Here is a 21083-nt window from a genome sequence, read left to right as displayed (position 1 = left end):
AAATATCGGTAATTTCAAAATAAAAAATCCTATCGACTTGCAATAGGACTTTAAGTATTGTTTTATAAGGATTCTTAATTGTTTAATATGAAATATTGAAAAGGTTGTAGCGTGATGACTTCGTTATCTTTTAAACTCATTGGCTTTCCCGTCATGTAATTAGTAAAATCACCTTTAATCGCTACTTTTGAATTAATCGGTTTGTTTGAAAAATTGGCAATATAAACTACTTTTTTACCGTTTTTCTCACGAATAAAAGCTAAAATATTGGTTTCGTCGTCTGTTTTAATTTTAGAATATTTCGCTTTATTTTTCCCTCCGTTTAACGCAGGATTTTCAGCTTTAAGCTTTCCTAATTTTGCTCTTAATTCCCATTCTTTTCCTTTAGTTTTTGGAATAGAATCTTTTTCAAAAAATTTCAAACTGTGATTCAAACCGTACTCGTTTCCGCTATAAATTAATGGCATTCCTGGCATTACATATGATAAAGCAGTCATGGCTTCCTCTGCTTTTCCTAATCTTCCTTTAATGGTTCCGTTCCAAGAATTCTCATCGTGATTGTCAACAAAACTCATTAAAATATCATTTGATTCATACTTTTTAGCGTTTTCTTCCATTAACTTATCCCAATCTTTTACTGTATTTTTACCTTGAGCGATTCTATTCATGGTGTGGTGAACTTCCCAACCGTACGCCATATCAAACAAACCGTCTTTTAACAATTCAGGTTCCCAAGCTTCTGCCAACATGAAAATATTTTTCTCTCTTCTTAATTGAGGAATAGCTTGTTGCCAAAAATCTAAAGGTACATTTCCTGCCACATCACAACGGAAACCATCGATATTTTCGTTCTTTATCCAATGCAACATATCAGAAGTCATTTCTTTGCGAAGTTCTTTATTATCATAATTCAAATCAGCAACATCCGACCAACCCCAAGATTTACCCGTTTCTGGATTGATTGGATCGATGATTTCACCTTTAGCATTTTTAGTATAAAATTCTGGATGTTCTTTAATCCAAACGTGATCCCAACCTGTGTGATTTGGTACCCAATCCAAAATCACATACATTCCATTGTCATGAGCTGTTTTTACTAAATTTCTAAAATCTTCAATTGTTCCAAACTCCGGATTTACTTTTTTGAAATCAGAAACCGCATAGTAACTTCCTAAGTATTTATGTTGCTCTTCTTTTGGCATTTCTGAAGCAAACTTACTATCATCACCACCTGTTGCTTTTCTTTTCGTTTGTGAAATAGGGAAAATTGGCATCACCCAAATGATTTTTACTCCCAATTCTTTTAACTGTGGAATGTCTTTAGTAAAGGCATTAAAAGTTCCTTCAGGAGAATATTGGCGGATATTAACTTCATAAATTACCGAACTTTCTTCTACATCTGAAGAAAATTTTGCGATTTCAGTTTTTGAATTTTCTGGTGTTTTTTCTGTTTCATTTTTACAACTAAATAATGTTAAAACAGCTAAAGCAGTAATGAGTGATTTTTTCATTTTTTTATAATTTTATTTTCCAAACATAAATTCTAACGGAATGTGGATTCTCTTTTGCCAAGATGCTTCGGAATGGTTTTCGCCTTCAAACTTTAAATTTTGAGAATCTACTTCTGTATATCCTTTTGCTTTTAAAATTTCATCAACTCGATATTCGTATTTTAAGTAGAAAGCATCCAAAGTTTCCGTTCCGTAATCAAAATATATTTTGTGGTGTTTAGCTTCTGGTAATTTCTTTTCCATATACGCAAAAAAAGATTCTGGAATGGGATTGTTATCAAATTCTCTAAATCCAATCCAATGCGTTGACAAACAAGCTGCTTTTCCAAAAATAGTTGGGTATTCACACAAAGCATACATCGAAATCAAGCCACCCATGCTTGAACCCATAATGGCTGTGTGATTAGCAGTAGTAAAAACCGAATACTTTTTATCAATGTAAGGCTTCAATTCTTCGTCAATAAATTTCAAATAATTATCCGAGTTTATTTTGCTGTCATCAAATGGAAATTGCGATTTTTTAGCTTCGATTTGAATTTTCTCTTTTAACTCATTCGAAAGTGATTCATAAGGCTTTTTTGGATACAAATCCATGTGACGCAAATTTGGGATATTCCAAATAGCCACTACGATGAAATCTCTTACCTTATCTTCTTTCATTAATTGCGATGCCACTTCATCAACCTTCCATTCTTGTTTGTTCCAAGTTTTAGTTGAATCAAAAAGCATTTGTCCATCGTGCATATACAAAACACTATACTTTTTTGTTTTAGAATAATTTTTCGGCAACCAAACATCAACCGTTCTTGGCACAATATATTTTGATGGAAAACTATCTACTCTTTCAATATTTCCTTCAAATTTTCCTGAATTTTCAAGAACATAGGAAGTTATTTTACTTTGAGAAAAAGTAAAACAAGAGCATAATAAAAAGAGTAATAGTTGTTTCATTATTTCAATTCTAAAATCATAGACGTTTTACCTTCAATCGATAATTCGTTTTTCAAATCGATGTTCTTTCCTGAAAGAATATCATTTCCAGAAGTAAACGATTTGATGTTTTCCTGAAAACGAGAAAGATTCAATTTCTGAGTATCAGGAGCATTATTGATGACCACCACAACTGTTTCTTTGTCATTGTGACGGAAATATACATATACATTATTTTCAGGAATGTAATGCGTTAATTTACCTGTGTGAATCACTTCTTTATTTTTTCTCCAATTCAATACTTTCTTAGAAAAATCGAAATATTTTGCTTGCTCTGCTGTTCTTCCACTAGCAGAAAATGCATTGTTTGAATCGCCTTTCCAACCACCAGGAAAATCTTGACGAATATCGGCATCACCTTTTCCTTTGTCTCCCGCCATTCCAATTTCAGAACCATAGTACAATTGTGGAATTCCTCGCATAGTGGCCATAATCGTCATTCCTAATTGGTATTTTTTGAAATCGTTTTGATAGATTTGATTGAAACGTCCTGTATCGTGATTCTCTAAGAAAATCAATAGATTATTTGGGTCGGCATACAAGAAATCATTCACGAAATTCTCATAAAATTTAATCATTCCATTACTCCAATCGGCTCTATCTTCATTGAAAACATTTCCAAAAACATCGTGTAATGTAAAATCCATTACACTTGGTAAGTAGGAATTATAACTTTGAATTTTAGCAATTGGGCTGTCTTTTTGCCAATACGAAATTTGGGCTTGATCGTGCATCCAAACTTCACCTACAATATTGAAATATGGGTATTCATCTGTAATCGCTTTTGTCCATTTTGCAATTCCTTCTTTATCATTATACGAATAAGTATCTACTCGAAAACCATCTAAATCAGCATATTCAATCCACCAAATCGCATTTTGTATTAAATAATTCAACACCAAAGGATTCGACTGATTTAAATCGGGCATACTTGGCACAAACCAACCATCCATACATAATTTAGCATCTATTTTTGAACCATTTGTATCGTATTGTGTGGTCATGCGATAGTTACTTTGTTTGTAACCTGGAAATTGATGAAACCAATCGTAGGTTGGCATATCTTTAAACATCCAATGTTCGGCACCCCAATGGTTCGTAACGTAATCTTTGATTAATTTCATGCCGCGTTTGTGCATTTCATCGGCTAACTTTTTATATTCTTCATTAGTTCCATAACGCGGGTCAATTCTATAAACATCTGATTGACCGTATGTATGATACGAATATCCTTTGTCGTTATCTTCACACATTGGTGTACTCCAAATTGCCGTTGCACCTAACTCTTTGATGTAATCCAAATTATTGATGATGCCTTGAATGTCTCCACCATGTCGTCCGCCTGGCAAACTTCTGTTCGCTTTTTCTTGTAGTTCTGGTGACGAATCATTATTTGGATTTCCGTTTGCAAATCTGTCTGGCATCAATAAATACATCACATCAGAAGCATCAAAACTTTTACGAAGCGCCGAATTGGGTCTTCTTTTTTTGATTTCGAAATTTCTTTTGAATAATTTTTTACCATTGGTAAACGTAAATTGTAATTCTTGCGCTTTTACATTTTTGGTATCAATTGTAACGAAAAGATAGTTCGGATTTTCGGTTTTGGTTACATTCGTAATTACAACATTACTAGAAACTTGTACCGAATTTTGAGCGATATTCTTTCCGTAAAACAATACTTGAACTTCGCTTTTATTCATGCCTTCGTACCAAAAAGGTGGTTCCATTCGGTCAATTTGTGCCGAAAGCGAAAGTGTGAATAAAGTAATTAGTGAGAAAATTATTTTTTTCATTTTTTTTATTTTAATTAACCCTGTCAGAGTTTTGAACTCTGAAAGGGTTATAGACAGAATTATATTATTTAACCTCAACAATACTAATAGCGTAGCCACCGCCAGCTGCCGTTCTTAATTTCAATTTAGTTTTATTGGTTACTTTTTGTTTTGAAATTTTGTATGCTTGTGGATTGGTTTTGTAATCCGCATCGGCAGCATCAGCGTAAATAATGGCTTCGTATTTTTTCCCTTTTTCTAAAAAATCTAATGTAATGGTTGATGTTCTAGCATTATAACCGTTTGAATTCCCAACAAACCAGTTGTTTGAATTTTTATCTTTTCGAGCAATCGTGATATAATAACCTGGCTCAGCTTCCAAATATTTTGAAGTTGACCATTCTACCGGAACATCTTTTATAAATTGGAACGCATCTAAGAATCGATTGTAGTTTTCTGGTAAATCGGCAGCCATTTGAAGTGGAGAATACATGACCACATACAATCCTAATTGATTCGCCAAAGTTGTATTCACATGTGAATTGTTGTTTGGATTTAATTTGGCAATATCCATTTCAAAAACTCCTGGTGTGTAATCCATTGGACCACCAAGTAATCTCGTGAAGGGCAATAAAGTAGTATGATTTGCTTTTGAACCACCAAACGCTTGAAATTCTGTACCACGAGCTGATTCGTTACCAATCATGTTTGGATACGTTCTACAAATTCCTGTTGGACGAACCGCTTCATGCGCATTAATCATGATTTTATAATCGACTGCTTTTTCAATCACATATTGATAATGATTTAAAATCGATTGACTATAATGATGTTCGCCTAAAGGTAAAATGTTACCTACATAACCCGTTTTAGCAGCATCATATCCATTATCATTCATAAATTGAAATGCTTTGTCTAAATGACGCTCATAATTTCTTGTTGAACCAGAAGTTTCGTGATGCATAATCATTTTCACACCTTTAGATTTCGCATATTCTTGAATTCCTTTTACATCAAAATCAGGGTAAGGAGTAACGAAATCGAATACATAATCTTTTTCGTGACCGAACCAGTCTTCCCAACCTTCGTTCCAACCTTCTACTAAAACCGCATCGAAACCATGTTTAGCAGCAAAATCGATATATTCTTTTACGTGTTTGGTATTTGCTGCGTGTTTACCATTTGGTTTAGCTTTGGTGAAATCCGTTACTCCTAATTGTACGGATGGAATTTCATCGGTGTATGCCCAAGAGCTTTTTCCGGTAATCATTTCCCACCAAACTCCAATATATTTTACAGGTTTAATCCAAGACGTATCTTCGATTTTACAAGGCTCGTTTAAGTTTAATGTCATACGAGAAGCCAATATATCGCGAGCATCTGCACTTGCAATAATGGTTCTCCATGGCGAAACACAAGGTGCTTGTAAATGTCCTTTATTTCCTTTAGCATCTGGAGTTAAATGCGATTGAAAAACTAAATTTTTATCGTCAAGATTCAAATGCATGCAAGAATAATTGATTAATGCCGCTTCGTGAATGTTGATGTAAATTCCGTCCGCAGTTTTTAACATCAAAGAAGTTTGTACTCCTGTATCTGAAAATTGTTTTTGAGATGCATTTTCAGACACAGCACCACGGAATAACTTTCTAATTTCGGTTAATTTACTTTCTGTGAAATCGTATTCTTGTGTATCGTAGTCGCCTGGAATCCAAAATGCGGTGTGATCACCTGTCATGGCGAACTCGGTGCGTTCTTCTTTTACAACAAAATACGTTAGGTTCTTTTGTTCTGGAAATTCGTAACGAAAACCTAAACCATCATTGAATAATCGAAAACGAATGATTACTTGTCGTTCCGTTTCATTTTGTTTCAGAGTTAATGCTAATTCGTTGTAATGGTTGCGGATTTCGGTTTCTTCACCCCAAACGGTTTTCCAAGTTTCATCGAAAGTGTTACGAACTTCGTTTACCAATTTAAAGTCATTTAATAACGACTTTTTATCTTTTTGAAGTTCTAAACCCAACTTACTTTTTTTGATGATTTCTTTGTTTTTCATGAAAAGTTGGTACGTTGGTGTACCATCATTTTCTAAAGCGAAAATCATCTTGAAATTCCCATTTGGCGATTTTAATTCTTGAGCATTCATCCCAAAAATTGAAAAAACCATCACAAATACTGAAACAAAATATTTTTTCATGTTTTAATTTTTAATTAGTTGCGATTCACCATTTACAAACACTTCCACATCCGAATTTCCTTCAATGGAAATGTTTGTTCCTTCTTGTTTTACTTCTACTTTAACTATAGCATTTCTGAAATTTACTTTGAAAGAATACCCTTTCCATTGCGCAGGAATTTTTGGTTCAAAATGCAATTGGTTATTTCTAACACGCATTCCACCAAAACCTTCTACGATACTCATCCAAGTTCCCGCCATAGAAGTTATGTGTAATCCTTCTTCCACTTCTTTGTTATAATCGTCTAAGTCCAAACGTGAAGTTCTTAAATAAAACGTATACGCTTGTTCCATTCTTCCCAAAACAGCCGCTTGAATCGAGTGTACACATGGTGAAAGTGAACTTTCGTGAACCGTAAATGGTTCGTAAAAATCGAAATGTTTTTCTAATTGTTCTTTGGTAAAATGATCTTCGAAGAAATAGAATCCTTGTAAAGTATCGGCTTGTTTGATGTAAGGCGAACGTAAAATTCTATCCCAAGACCATTTTTGATTGATTGGACGTTGCGCTTTATCTAAATCGGCAACAGTAATTAATTCTTTATCTAAGAAACCATCTTGTTGTAAATATACGCCATGTTCTTCTGAATAAGGGAAATACATATTATCTGCCACTTTTTTCATTGCTGAAATTTCGGCTTGTGATAATTTCACTTTATTCATGATTCGGGTATAATCCGATGGATATTCGTTTTCAATTTTATTGATTTGTTCAACAGTGTAATCAATACACCATTTTGCTATATAATTTGTGTACCAATTGTTGTTTACGTTGTTTTCGTATTCATTTGGCCCCGTAACACCAAGAATTACATATTGATTTCTGTACGTTGAGAAAGTAGCTCTTTGATGCCAAAAACGCGCAATTCCGATTAAAACTTCTAAGCCTTTTTCTGGAATATAAGAATAATCGCCTGTAAATCGGTAATAGTTATAAATAGCGAAAGCGATGGCACCATTTCTGTGAATTTCCTCGAAAGTAATTTCCCATTCGTTGTGACATTCTTCACCATTCATGGTTACCATTGGATACAGTGCAGCTCCATTTTTGAAACCTAATTTTTCTGCATTTTCGATGGCTTTATCCAATTGGTTGTATCGATAAGCTAATAGATTTCTAGCAACTTGTTGGTCTTTGGTGGCCATATAAAAAGGAATACAATAGGCTTCGGTGTCCCAATATGTAGAACCTCCGTATTTTTCACCTGTAAATCCTTTTGGACCAATATTTAATCTGGAATCTTTTCCTAAGTAGGTTTGATTCAATTGGAAAATATTGAAACGAATTCCTTGTTGGGCTTTTACATCGCCATCAATAGTAATATCGCTCATTTCCCAAATTTTAGCCCAAGCTTGTTTTTGGTTTTCAGTTAATTGAGCAACTCCAATTTCTAATGCTTTTGCAATGCTTTTTTTAGCAGCTAAAATCGTGTCCTCATGATTCATTGAAACGGTGTAACCCCCAATTTTTTGAATGGTAGTCGACTGCCCTTTTGTAACCGCAACTTGATAGCAAAATTGAATCTTTTCTTTCGTTTCTTCAACACTCACTGGAGCTACACTCAAATTTGAACCTTCTAACAAAATACTATTTTGCATAAAAGTTGTAGCTGTAAAATGCGTTTTGAACGTTCTAGCCGTTACGAAAGCTTCATTACCTGAATGCTTTACGCTTATTGGTTCCCAAAATTTTTCTTCCCAATTGGCATCTTCGTTATGAACTCCAGCGTCAACATAAGGTTTGAAAACAATTTTTGCATCAGAATTTAATGCGGTGATTTCGTAATTGATAACGCCAACTTCGTCCAAATCTAAAGATAAGAAACGTTGTACCTTAACAGCAATTTCAGTTCCGTTTGCTAAAGTTGCTTCGAAAGAACGGTAATAAATTCCTTCCTTCATGTTCAATTCACGACGGAAATTAGAAACTGCCTGACATTTGGCTAAATCTAAATTTTCGCCATTAATTTCGATGTCAATTCCTATCCAATTTGGCGCGTTTAATACTTTAGCGAAATATTCAGGATAACCGTTTTTCCACCAACCTACTTTTGTTTTATCGGGATAATAAATTCCGGCAATGTAGCTTCCTTGAAACGTTTTACCTGAATAGTGTTCTTCAAAATTAGCGCGTTGCCCCATAGCACCGTTCCCGATACTAAATAAACTTTCAGAAGATTTAACTCGCTCTGCATCAAATCCTTCTTCAATAATCGACCAATTGTCGGGTTGTATATAATCTTGATTCATTTTTGTAATATGTCAATTTTGTTAATGTGTCAATTAGTCAATTTCTTAACCAATTAATTGCGATAAAAAGGCTTCATCAATAAAAGTGAAATCTTTAAAATTGTACTTTGCTTCATGTAAGACGGTAGCATCACCGATTCCTACACTTATCATGTTGGCAATGTTTGCCGCTTGAATTCCCGCTACCGAATCTTCAAAAACGATAGCATTTTCATTGGAAACTCCTACCAATTCTGCTGCTCTTAAAAACACTTCTGGATCAGGTTTTGCGTTTGAAACGTCATTCCCGTCAACAATAGCATCAAAAAAGTGGATGATATTGGTTTTTTCTAAAATAGGTCGCGCGTTTTTACTTGCCGAACCCAAAGCAATGAATTGGTTTTTACTTTTCAGATATTCCAATACTTTTAGTACACCTGGAAGAATTTCACTTTCGTCCATGTCTACTAAATAGGAAAGGTATTCTTCATTTTTTTGAACCAACCATTTGTTTTTATCTTCTTGGGAAGCTTGAACATTTCCCAATTCTAAAATAATGTCTAACGAACGAACACGGCTTACACCTTTTAAACCTTCGTTATGCTCGTGCGTAAATTCGATTCCTAATTGGTTGGCCAACTTTTGCCAAGCTAAAAAATGATATTTAGCCGTGTCAACAATTACGCCGTCAAGGTCGAATATGAATGCTTTTTTCATGTTCTAAATATCTTTTTGATCTTTAACTTTTAATACCAAAAGGGCAGCCAACAGGAAACTTACACCACTCATCACGATAGCATAAATAGCATGATCGTTATAAACGTATTTCACTAAAGGACCACCAATTAAAGCATTAATAATTTGTGGAATTACAATAAAGAAGTTGAAAATTCCCATGTAAACACCCATTTTTTTAGGTTGAATGGAGCCCGCCAAAATAGCGTAAGGCATAGCCAAAATGCTTGCCCAAGCGAATCCGACTAAAACCATTGAGAAGATTAATGCTTCTTTATTTGGCATAAAATACATCGAGATTAATCCGATTCCACCTAAAACTAAAGAAAGTGCGTGTGTTTTTCTTCGTCCAATTTGTTTTGCAATGTAAGGCAACGCAAATGCTACTACAGCAGAAACTGCATTATAAACTCCGAAAATAATTCCTACCCAATCTCCAGCAGATTGAAATTCTGGACTTTTCGTATCATCAATAGACAAACCATAAATGTGCTGAGCAATTGCTGGAGTTGTAAAAACCCACATTCCAAACAATCCAAACCAAGAAAAGAATTGCACCCAACTTAATTGGCGCATCGTTTCTGGCATTTTAGCAAAATCTGAAAAAACATCTGAAAGTTTGGCTTCTTTGGTTTCACCAATAGCTTCTTTATGCTCTTTTTCGTCTCTAAATTGTTCTAATTCTTCTGGAGAATATTCTTTAGTTGTGAAAATGGTAACTAAAATGGAAGCGACTAAAATAATTGCTCCAATGATAAAAGAATAAATTAAGTTTAGTGGAACAGCAGAAGTTTCCGAAGGTTGGTTACTGATTCCAAACCAATTGGTTAAAACATAAGGTAACCATGATCCTACCACGGCACCTATTCCAATTAAAGCAGTTTGAACACTGAAACCTAATGTATGTTGGTCTGCTCTTAAATTATCTCCTACTAAAGCACGGAAAGGTTCCATTGCTATGTTAAAAGAAGCATCCATAATCATTAACATTCCAGCACCCACCCAAAGAGCAGGCATGAAGGCAATAAAAATTTCAGCTTGAGGCATTAAAATTAAACCAACTGATGCTAAAATAGCTCCTGTTAAGAAATAAGGTTTTCTTCTTCCAAATCTTGACCAAGTATTATCACTATAATGTCCAATTATAGGCTGCACAATTAAACCCATTAAAGGAGCAATTATCCAAAACCATGATAATTCATGCACATCGGCACCAAAAAGTTGAAGAATTCTACTTGCGTTTGCATTTTGTAGGGCAAAACCCATTTGGATTCCCAAAAAACCGAAACTCATGTTCCAAATTTCCCAGAAACCTAATTTACGCTTTTCCATTATCGTAATTTATTGATTAATAAATCGATAAGCGTTCTATGTGCTTATCAAAACTTATGATTTAGAAGTGAAGATATAAGCTTTGATTTTGTAAATTTAGAAATATTATTTTTAATAAAACAAAAAATAGTAAAAAAAATCACCTTATTTATTCAGATTGTTTTTTTTATAATATTTTGTATATCAGCAGTTTAAAACAAACTATTTCGTTGTAGTAGATTCTCTAACAATTAAGTTTGTTTCAATAATTTCGGTTTTGTACTGTTCGTCTTCATCGTCTTCTAGTTCTAGTCGATCGATTAACATTTGAGCTGCTTTTCTTCCCATTTTTATACCATTTTGACTAACTGTCGAGATGCTTGGGGTTGAAAATTGTGAAATAATACCATCGGTAAAACCAATTACCGAAAGATCCTCTGGAACTTTTAAATTATTTTTGGCTGCTATTTTAATCGCAGTTACTGCAAATAATTCGTTAACGGCAAAAATTGCATCGCATTTTATATTAGATAACAGATTTTCAATTTTAATTGAACAATTTTCAATATCCTCAATCTTTACAATTAAATCTTCATCAATTGGAATATTATTGGCCACGAGAGCTTTTTTATATCCATCAGTTCTTAATTTCCCTACACTTACATAATCTACAGTGGTAATAAGACCAATTTTTTTAAATCCGTTATCAATAAAAAACTGAACTGCATTAAAGGCGGCTTCTTGATCGTCAATTATTACCTTATCACAAAAAACATCGTTTGTAACTCTATCAAACATCACAACTGGCATTCCCTGACTAATTATTTCCTGAATGTGATGAAAATCCTTTTTTTGTTGGGTTTCTTTAGACAAAGACATAATAAAACCGTCTGTACTACCATTTGCTAGTAATTCCATATTAATTACTTCTTTATCAAAAGATTCATCTGATAAACAAACAATTACATTATATCCTTTTTCGTTAGCTACTTGTTCAATACCACTAATAACTGTTGCAAAAAAATGGTGAACAATTTCGGGAATAATAATTCCAATGGTTTTGGTTTTTTTATTTTTTAAACTAAGTGCAATATTATTGGGCTTATAATTATAAAGTTTAGCAAATGCTTGCACTTTTAAGCGGGTATCTTCACTTATCTCATGGCTGTCTCGTAATGATTTTGAAACGGTTGAAATCGAAACATCTAATTCTTTTGCAATTTGCTTTAAAGTAACTTTTTTTCTCATTATTAATTATACAAAAATATTAATATGTTTTAAAAGTAGTATTTTTTTTCCAAGTATTGCAATTTTTATACAATTTAGCTATCAAAACAATAAAGTTTTCAACACGAAAACGTTTTCGAGGCGCTTTTCGCAAGCGGTGGTTTTTTTTTATTCAATTTTTACATAAATTTAACATTAGAAGTGAATTTATAAGCAATTAAAAAACAACCTAATCTAAACAATTTGTATGAAAACACTGCAAAAAAAGTTTTTCCTTTTGCTATTGATGTTACCACTTGGCTTACTGGCTCAAAACACTCTTAAAGGAGTTGTTTTAGAAGGTTCTTCGAACCAACCATTGCCTGGAGTAAACGTATTGGTAGCAGGCACAGCAAACGGGACTACAACCGACTTTGATGGAAATTTTACTTTGTCAAACATCAAGAAGGGAGACAAAATTTTATTTTCATATATTGGTTTCAAAGAAGAAACCTTTATTTATGATGAACAAAAAAGCATAACTATTACCTTACAAGAAGATCAAAAAGAACTAAAAGATGTTGTAGTAATTGGTTATGGAACAACAACAAAAAAAGATGCCACCGGATCTTTGCAATCAATTACAACTAAAGATTTCAATAAAGGTGCTATTATTTCTGCAGACCAATTACTTGTAGGAAAGTCACCAGGTGTTAGAATTACAAATAATGGGGGTCAACCAGACTCTTCACCTAACATCCGAATTAGAGGTGGTGCATCATTAAACGCAAATAGTAGTCCTTTAATAGTAATAGATGGGATACCTGTAGACAATACAACTCCAGCTGGTGTTAGTAACCCATTAAACTTAATCAATCCAAACGACATTGAAAGTTTTACAATTTTAAAAGATGCTTCTGCAACAGCAATTTATGGATCAAGAGCTTCTAATGGTGTAATTATAATTACAACTAAAAAAGGGACTAATGGAACACCAGAATTTAACTATTCATCTAATGTTACGATTGGGAAAGTAGGTAAAAAAATTGATGTAATGAATGGAGAACAATTTAAAAACTTCATTCAAACTTATCACCCATCGTACACAAATTTCCTTGGAATTGACGATCCTACAACTACAGCTACTGATGACCCTAGTACTCCTGAAATTGAAGGAAGAATACTTTACAACACGGATTGGCAAGATGCTATCTACAGAACTGCTATTTCGACTGATCACAACTTCAGTGCAAAAGCTAATTTATATGGCAAAATTCCATTCAGAGCTTCAATTGGATATACTAAAAATGAAGGTTTAGTTAAAACCAATGACTATGAAAGATTGAGTTATTCCTTGAAAATGACTCCTAAACTATTTAGCGATCATTTGAAAATTGATGCTAATGCAAAAGGTATTTTTACAAATAAAAATGCTATTGATGAAGGAGGTGCTTTAGGAGGCGCTATCAATATGGATCCTACAAAACCTATTCGTGATAATTCATCAACTAATAGATTTGGAGGATACTATCAAGATTTCGTTCTTGACGGAAGTGGAAATCCAACTAATACATTAAGTGGTCAATATAATCCAGTAGCTTTATTAATGCAAAGAACAAGACCAGAAAAAGCGGTACGTTTTTTAGGGAATATTGAATTTGACTACAAAATGCACTTTTTACCAGAATTAAGAGCTGTTGTTAACTTAGGACTAGATGCTTCAAGAGCACGAATAAGAGAAAACTTTAGTGACAATTCACTAGCCACATACAGAGTAATAAATAGTGGCGCAAATTATGTTTTCAATTCGGGTAAAAATTATAGTGAAAACCAAACAATGACAAACACTACTCTAGATTCTTATCTTGCCTATACGAAAACTTTCGATGGTTTCTTTAAAAAATTTGATATTCAAGGAGGTTACTCATATCAAAATTTCAAAAATGATGGTAACAAAGAAATATACAGATACAATGAAACTACAGGTATAAGAGAAGTTTTACCTAATGACAATAATCCGAATAATAGATATTATAATGTATTAAATTTACAATCTTTCTTTGGAAGAGCTAACTTTGATTTTGATAATAAATATTTATTAACATTGTCATTAAGAGCTGATGGATCTTCTTTATTTAGAGAAGAAAACAGATGGGGTTACTTCCCTTCTGCTGCGTTAGCATGGAAACTAAAAGAAGAAAGTTTTATGAAAAATGTAAATTTCATAAACGACATTAAAGTTAGATTAGGAGTTGGTAAAACAGGACAACAAGATATTACTGGAACTGTTGGTTTTTACCCATCAACCCCTCTATTTACAGTAGGTAGTAACACCAGTCAATATCTTGACAATTCTAACTTATACTCAGCAATTGCTTACAATGAGGATTTAACTTGGGAAAAAACAACTACTTATAATTTAGGTGTTGATTTTGATTTATTTAAAAACAATTTTGTTTCAGGAAGCTTTGATATTTATAAAAGAGAAACAAATGATTTATTAGCTAGAGTACCTCTTCCTCCAGGGCAAGGCCTTTCAGATACTTTTATCAAAAACGTAGGAAGTACTGAAAGTAAAGGTTTTGAATTAGGATTAAACTTTAAATTAATTCAAACAGAAAATTTCACTTTTGAAATTCCAACAAACATTGCTTATACTCACGCAAAAGTAACTGATTTAAAAGATGTTGAAAAAATTTCTGCTGGTGGAAGTTTGCCAACTGGAACTAATGTGAATATTGCAGAACATGCCGTAGGTTTTCAACCTTATTCTTTTTGGGTTTTCCAACAATTGTATAATGAAAATGGTGAAGCAATACCAGGTGCTTTTGTTGATAGAAATGCAGATGGTGTAATTACTAATGATGATAGATATTATAAAGCAGTTATTCCTAATTGGACTTTTGGCTTTGGAATTAACTTCACTTACAAAAAATGGGATTTCAGTTCTAGTTTTAGAGGACAATTTGGTGGGCAAATATATAACGCAAGAAAATTGACATCTGGATGGACAAATAGAGCTATTCCAACTAATTCTAGCAGTTTATCAAATGTTCTTGATTTTTACAATGGTGAAGCAGATATTCAATTTCAAAACTACAATGGAAACGCAACTTTTTCTGATTATTTCTTAGAAGATGCAACTTTCTTACGTTGTGAGAATATTGTAATTGGATATCGATTTAATAAATTCTATAAAAACTCTACTATGAGGGTTTATGGAGCAGTAAACAATCCTTTTATTTTAACTAAATATACAGGACAAGACCCTGAAAACTTTGGCGCTATCGATAATAATTTTTATCCAAGACCTACTAGTTTCACATTTGGTTTAAACTTTGACTTTTAATAAAAAGAAATATGAAAAGAATTAAATTATATGGTTTAAGTATATTGTTACTTGCTTCTATATTCGCTTGTACAGACGACTTAAATACAAAACCTAAAGTTGAATTGTCATTAGAACAATTGCTACAACAAGACCCAAATGCCATTACAGGTATTATGTCAAAATTATATGGCTCATTTGCACTTTCAGGACCAAACGGCCCAGGAAGTTCGGATATTAGTGATGACCCAGGAGAATCTCCATTCTTAAGAGGAATTATCAATCTTCAAGAATTTACAGCTGATGGAATGAAAAACCGTTGGGGAGACAATGGTTTAGACCAATTAACAACAGCTTCAAATTGGGATGAAAACAACAAATTTTTCAGATATTTATATAATCGTGTGTACTATACTGTTCCACAATGTAATAACTTGTTATTAGTCTTAAACAATGTAGATGTACCTAATAAACAATCTGTAATAAGTGAAGTTCGTTTTTTACGATCTTTAGCATATTATTACATGATAGATTGTTTTGGAAAAGGAGTTTTAGTAACGGAAGCAAACGTAGGTCAATCTGCTCCACTTCCAGAAGCTTCAAGACAACAATTATTTGATTTTGTTGAATCGGAATTATTAGCTATTGAAAATTCAATCGCTACTTCTAACGATTACGGAAGAGCAAACAAAGCAGTCGTAAGAATGTTATTAGCTAAACTTTACTTGAACGCAGAAGTGTATACAGGAACTGCTCACTATACAGAAGCATTAACTTATACTAAAAAGGTAATTGATGAAGGTGGATATACACTTGCTACAAATTTTGTAAGTAACTTTTCAGGAGACAATAGAACTTCTCCAGAAATCATCTATCCTTTAATTGCTGATGCATTAGTAAGCCAAAGCTATGGTAACACTACCTATATTGTTAATGGTAGTATGAATAGTGCAACCATGAATACAATTCCTTTTGGAAATCCTGGCGGAAATGACGCATGGGGAGGACATAGAGCAACAAAAGCATGGTATGGCCTATTTGGAGATTTAAATACTTCAACTGATGATAGAGCAGAATTATTTTGGACATCTGGTCATCAATATGAAATGGTAGACTATAAAGAATGGACACATGGTTATCCATCTGTTAAATTTAGAAATAGTAATTATTTTTCAGCATCAACCCCTACTGTATTCTCTGGAACAGATTTCCCTTTATTCAGATTAGCTGATGCCTACTTAATGTTTGCAGAATGCGTTGTAAGAGGAGCTTCTGGAGGAACTATTAATCAAGCAACTGATTATGTTAATGCAGTTAGAACTAGAGCAAATGCATCAACAATAACTCCTGGTCAATTAACTCTAGATTTTTTAATTGACGAAAGAGCTAGAGAACTTAACTTAGAAGGACACAGAAGAAGTGATCTAATCCGTTTTGGTAAATTTACTGGAGGATCTTACTTATGGCCTTGGAAAGGTAATACACAAAATGGTACAGCAATTCCAAGTACTTATAATTTATTCCCAATTCCATTGCCTGCTTTACAAGCAAACCCTAACTTAACTCAAAATCCTGGTTATTAATCCTAAAAATTGTAACAAAATGAAAAATTTATTAAAAATATCAACTCTTGCATTATTGTTTTTTGCTGGGGTTTCATGTGAAAATGATGATCAAACTATTGCTACTCCAAGCGGGGGACCTCAATTATTAACTCCATTAGACGGAAGCTCTTATGTTTTACTTCCTGAAAATGCAACAAATGAAGCAACTACATTAGTTTGGAATCATGCAGATTATGATGTACAAACAGAAGTTAACTATGATGTTGAAGTAGCTCTATCTGGAACTAATTTTGCAACTATAATTCCTGCAGGTAGTACAAACAATAGATTTGTTGTTTGGACAGTTGAAGCTTTAAATGGTGTAGCGTTACAAGCGGGATTAGTTCCTTACACTGCTGGTGATTTAGATATTAGAATAAAATCTTCTTTGGGTTCAAATGAAGATATGGTAGCTTATTCAAACATTATTAAACTTACTATTACACCTTTTACAACAGACTTACCACAACTTGCAGTACCAGGAAACCACCAAGGATGGAGCCCAGGAACAGCACCAAGAATTGCAGCTTCAGGATTTGGACAAACTGATTATGAAGGTTATGTTTGGCTTGATGGTGAATTCAAATTTGTTGCACCTAACGGTTCAGGAGTTTATGACTGGGGTAATACAGATTGGGGTGATAATGGAGATTTTACAGGAATATTAGTTGAAACGGGAGAATCTAACTGTACTGCAGTTACAGGCTATTATAGAGTTAAAGCTAATACATCAACTTTAACTTACTCAACAACTGCAGTTAGTTGGGGAATTATTGGATCTGCCACACCAACAGGATGGGATTCTGACACCGATTTTACTTATAACCCAACTACTAAAAAATTAGAAATTGCTAGTATTGCATTAGTTCCAGGAGCGTTTAAGTTTAGAGGAAACAACGCATGGAGTAATGGTTTCGATTTAGGAACAGTAAATGCTGATGGATTCTTAGTTGATGGAGGTGATTTAACATTCTCAGGAGCAGCTGGAAACTATAAAGTAATTTTAGACTTGTCAAATCCAAGAAGATATACTTATGAGTTAATAGCTCTTTAATTAAAAACTTACAAAGGGCTGCCTTTAAGCAGCCCTTTTTTCAATTTATAGCTATGAAAAAAATATTATTTATATTACTAACATTATGCAATACATTTTATGCAAATGCTCAAGTAACCATTAACCCAAGCAGTTTTAATGTTAATGATCAAATAACAATTACTGTTTCAACAGCAAGTCAAACTTGTAACCTTATAGGAACGACCCCTTCAAAAGTATATATGCATGCAGGAATCGGGGATGACAATAATGCTTTTGGATTTTCGGTTATTGGAAACTGGGGACAAGATGACAATGTGGGCTTAATGACTAACAATGGAAATGGAACTTGGAGTATTACTCTAACACCTAGTGTGTATTTTGGATTAAATGGCACTCAACAAGCTAATGCCACAAAACTTGGAATGGTTTTCAGAAATGCTAATGGAAGTCAAACTTTAAAACTACCTCCATCTTGTGGAGATTTCATCTTTAATGTAGGTACTTTTCAAGTAAACTTAACTGCTCCTACTAATAATAGTGCTACTATTATTAACTCAGGAGGTAACCTAAACATTACTGCAACCAATACGGGTGGAAATGCTTTTTACAACTTAAAAGCAAATGGAACTAGCATTAATACAAGTACAACATCAAGCTACACGTTTAATCATACCAATATAACAACAAATACTAGTTATGAGTTAGAAGTAACTCTAGGAGTTTCTACAATTACAAGAAGATTTTCAGCAATTATTAATCCTGGAAGTACTTTACAAGCCATTCCCGCAAATTTAGTTAATGGAATCAACTATAACACTTCAGACAATACTAGAGCCACCTTAGTTTTAGAAGCACCTGGTAAGGATTTTGTCTATGTTGCTGGTAGTTTTAACAACTACAATCCAAATTCTAGTTATGCAATGAAAAAAGATCCTATAACTGGTAAATTTTGGTTAGAACTTACAGGTTTAACTCCTGGAGTTAATAATACCTATCAATATTGGGTTGTAGATCAAACTCCTATTGCAAATTCCCCATCATTTGTAAAAGTTGCAGATCCATGCTCTACATTAGTATTATCTCCTTATGATGATACAGGGATTTCAAATTCAACTTTTCCAAATTTACCTACATATCCATCTGGACAGGAAAGAGAAGTAACTTGGTTTAAAACTGGAGCAACTCCGTACAACTGGCAAGTAACTAACTTTATAAAACCTAACAAAGATAAGTTAGTGGTTTACGAACTATTAATTCGTGATTTTGATGCTGATAGAAATTTTCAAGATGTAATTGATAAAATTCAGTATTTTAAAGATTTAGGGATTAATGCCATTGAGCTAATGCCTATTATGGAATTTGAAGGAAATGAAAGTTGGGGTTATAATACCGCTTTTCATATGGCTTTAGATAAATTCTACGGTACTCCAGAAAAATTCAAAGAATTAGTAGATTTATGTCATCAAAATGGAATTGCTGTAATTTTAGACATTGCATTTAACCATGCATTTGGAAGAAATCCAATGATAAGAATGTGGATGAATGATCCTGATGGTGATGGCTGGGGCGGGCCAGCAAGTGATAATCCCTATTTTAATACAACAGCGAAACACAGTTATAGTGTTGGTGAAGATTTTAATCATTCCTCTACCCTAACAAAAAATTATGTAAAACAAACTATAAAACATTGGATAACTGAATACAAAATAGACGGATTTCGTTGGGATTTAACCAAAGGATTCACTCAAAATTGTAATTCTGGAGACGATGGTTGTACCAATGCATACCAACAAGATCGTGTTGATGTACTAAAAGAATATGCAGATTATTCTTGGAGTTTAGATAATGACCATTATGTGATTTTTGAACATTTAGGAACAGATAATGAAGAACAACAATGGGCAAATTACCGATTAGGTGAAGGAAAAGGGATTATGATGTGGGGAGAAATGTTTACCCAATATAAAGAATTGGCAATGGGGTATTCTACTCAAAATATTTCTAGAATGGGACATGATAGTCGTGGTTTTGCCGGTAAAAGATTGATAGGATATCCAGAAAGTCATGACAAAGATCGCTTAATGTATGAAACAGTAACTTATGGTAACGGTGGTGGAACTGCCCCAGTAAATGGAAATCTTACCAATGCCTTGGCTCGAATGGGCGCTATAGGAGCAATGAGCATATTAGTTCCTGGACCAAAAATGATATGGCATTTTGCCGAATTAGGAAATAATCAATCTATTTACACTTGTAGTAATGGAACTATTAATGATGAGGGATCATTTTTCCCAGGCGATTGCAAATTAGATACCAAAGAACAAGTACAATGGACACAAAACTGGCTTGCCGATACAAGAAGAACTGCTATTTTAAGTGATTGGTCTAAATTAATTAAATTAAAAACAAATGAACCAATTTTTAGTGCCGATTTTACAATAAATCCAGATGGCAGTAATATTCGTCAAAGATTGTATGTTTATAACAATTCAAATCCTACCACTCAATTACGCAATGTTGTTGTTATTGCAAATTTTTCAGTTGGAAATCAAAACATTAATCCAAATTTCCCAACAGATGCTTATACTTATCCTATGACATGGTACAATTTGATAGACAATACTCCTATTACTATAACTAGTCCTACAGCAACAATAGCATTAACTCCTGGGCAATTTAGAGTGTATGGAAATAAGCCTTCAACTTTATCCACAGACGAATTAGAATTAAATAAAACAAACATTGACTTATATCCAAATCCAACTAAAAATAGTTTTGTAATTTCTGCCGATGCGACTCAAGTAGAAATTTACAATATAACTGGACAATTAATTAAATCGTTCTCTAATGTAATTTCTAATCAACAATTAGATATCACAAACTTAGAAACTGGAATGTATTTAATAAAAATAACAGACGTTAACGGTACAAGCCAAGCAAAAAAAATAATAAAAGAATAAATTTAAAAGTTAGTTAATAAAAAGCCGCTATATTAATCTAGCGGCTTTTTTTTAATATTACATTTTATAAAATTAAAAAGCTCTAACTTTCGCTAGAGCTTTGAGTGCGGGTAAAAGGACTCGAACCTTCACACCTTGCGGCACCAGATCCTAAGTCTG

At 33.3% G+C, this 21083-nt stretch carries 12 protein-coding genes; 4 read left to right on the top strand and 8 right to left on the bottom strand.

Annotation, left to right across the window (positions count from 1 at the left end; translation table 11 throughout):
- Nucleotides 1-74 precede the first annotated feature (74 nt).
- The 8 genes from Q0075_RS10260 to Q0075_RS10225 form a co-directional block, all read right to left on the bottom strand.
- Nucleotides 75-1511: an alpha-amylase family glycosyl hydrolase gene (locus tag Q0075_RS10260; protein ID WP_297869424.1), complete on the bottom strand. Its 1437-nt coding sequence runs from the start codon at nt 1509-1511 to the stop codon at nt 75-77.
- Between the two features lie 12 nt (nt 1512-1523).
- Nucleotides 1524-2462, bottom strand: coding sequence for an alpha/beta hydrolase-fold protein (locus Q0075_RS10255; protein WP_297869423.1), 939 nt, complete (start codon nt 2460-2462; stop codon nt 1524-1526).
- Complete coding sequence (locus Q0075_RS10250; protein WP_297869422.1) at nt 2462-4297, bottom strand: glycoside hydrolase family 13 protein; 1836 nt, start codon at nt 4295-4297, stop codon at nt 2462-2464. The genes Q0075_RS10255 and Q0075_RS10250 overlap by 1 nt, the downstream gene beginning before the upstream one ends.
- Nucleotides 4298-4361: 64 nt before the next feature.
- On the bottom strand, nt 4362-6476 hold the full coding sequence (locus Q0075_RS10245; protein WP_297869421.1) for a glycoside hydrolase family 97 protein: 2115 nt from the start codon (nt 6474-6476) through the stop codon (nt 4362-4364).
- 3 nt (nt 6477-6479) lie between these two features.
- Nucleotides 6480-8765 (bottom strand): glycoside hydrolase family 65 protein, encoded by a 2286-nt coding sequence (locus Q0075_RS10240; protein WP_297869420.1) that lies wholly within the window; start codon nt 8763-8765, stop codon nt 6480-6482.
- Nucleotides 8766-8810: 45 nt separating this feature from the next.
- Complete coding sequence (gene pgmB, locus Q0075_RS10235) at nt 8811-9461, bottom strand: beta-phosphoglucomutase (RefSeq protein ID WP_297869419.1); 651 nt, start codon at nt 9459-9461, stop codon at nt 8811-8813.
- A gap of 3 nt (nt 9462-9464) precedes the next feature.
- Nucleotides 9465-10811: an MFS transporter gene (locus tag Q0075_RS10230; RefSeq protein WP_297869418.1), complete on the bottom strand. Its 1347-nt coding sequence runs from the start codon at nt 10809-10811 to the stop codon at nt 9465-9467.
- 201 nt (nt 10812-11012) lie between these two features.
- Nucleotides 11013-12038: a LacI family DNA-binding transcriptional regulator gene (locus Q0075_RS10225; RefSeq protein ID WP_297869417.1), complete on the bottom strand. Its 1026-nt coding sequence runs from the start codon at nt 12036-12038 to the stop codon at nt 11013-11015.
- 226 nt (nt 12039-12264) lie between these two features.
- On the opposite strand from Q0075_RS10225, the gene Q0075_RS10220 reads away from it, so the two are divergent.
- From Q0075_RS10220 to Q0075_RS10205, 4 genes are read left to right on the top strand one after another with little or no spacing between them, the layout of a single operon-like run.
- Entirely contained in the window at nt 12265-15345 is a 3081-nt protein-coding gene (locus tag Q0075_RS10220; RefSeq protein ID WP_297869416.1) for a SusC/RagA family TonB-linked outer membrane protein, read from the top strand.
- An 11-nt stretch (nt 15346-15356) separates the two neighbouring features.
- Nucleotides 15357-16907 (top strand): RagB/SusD family nutrient uptake outer membrane protein, encoded by a 1551-nt coding sequence (locus Q0075_RS10215; RefSeq protein WP_297869415.1) that lies wholly within the window; start codon nt 15357-15359, stop codon nt 16905-16907.
- Nucleotides 16908-16926: 19 nt separating this feature from the next.
- Nucleotides 16927-17982 carry a SusE domain-containing protein gene (locus Q0075_RS10210; protein ID WP_297869414.1) on the top strand — a complete coding sequence of 352 codons (1056 nt, stop codon included), beginning with the start codon at nt 16927-16929 and terminating at the stop codon, nt 17980-17982.
- Nucleotides 17983-18035: 53 nt separating this feature from the next.
- A complete protein-coding gene (locus Q0075_RS10205) occupies nt 18036-20924 on the top strand; it encodes an alpha-amylase family glycosyl hydrolase (RefSeq protein ID WP_297869413.1) in 2889 nt (962 codons plus the stop codon).
- The last annotated feature ends 159 nt before the right edge of the window (nt 20925-21083 follow it).

Source organism: uncultured Flavobacterium sp., assembly GCF_937967675.1.
GTDB lineage: Bacteria > Bacteroidota > Bacteroidia > Flavobacteriales > Flavobacteriaceae > Flavobacterium.
Note: the sequence above shows the minus strand (reverse complement) of the source record. Positions and strands in the feature narration are given on the sequence as shown.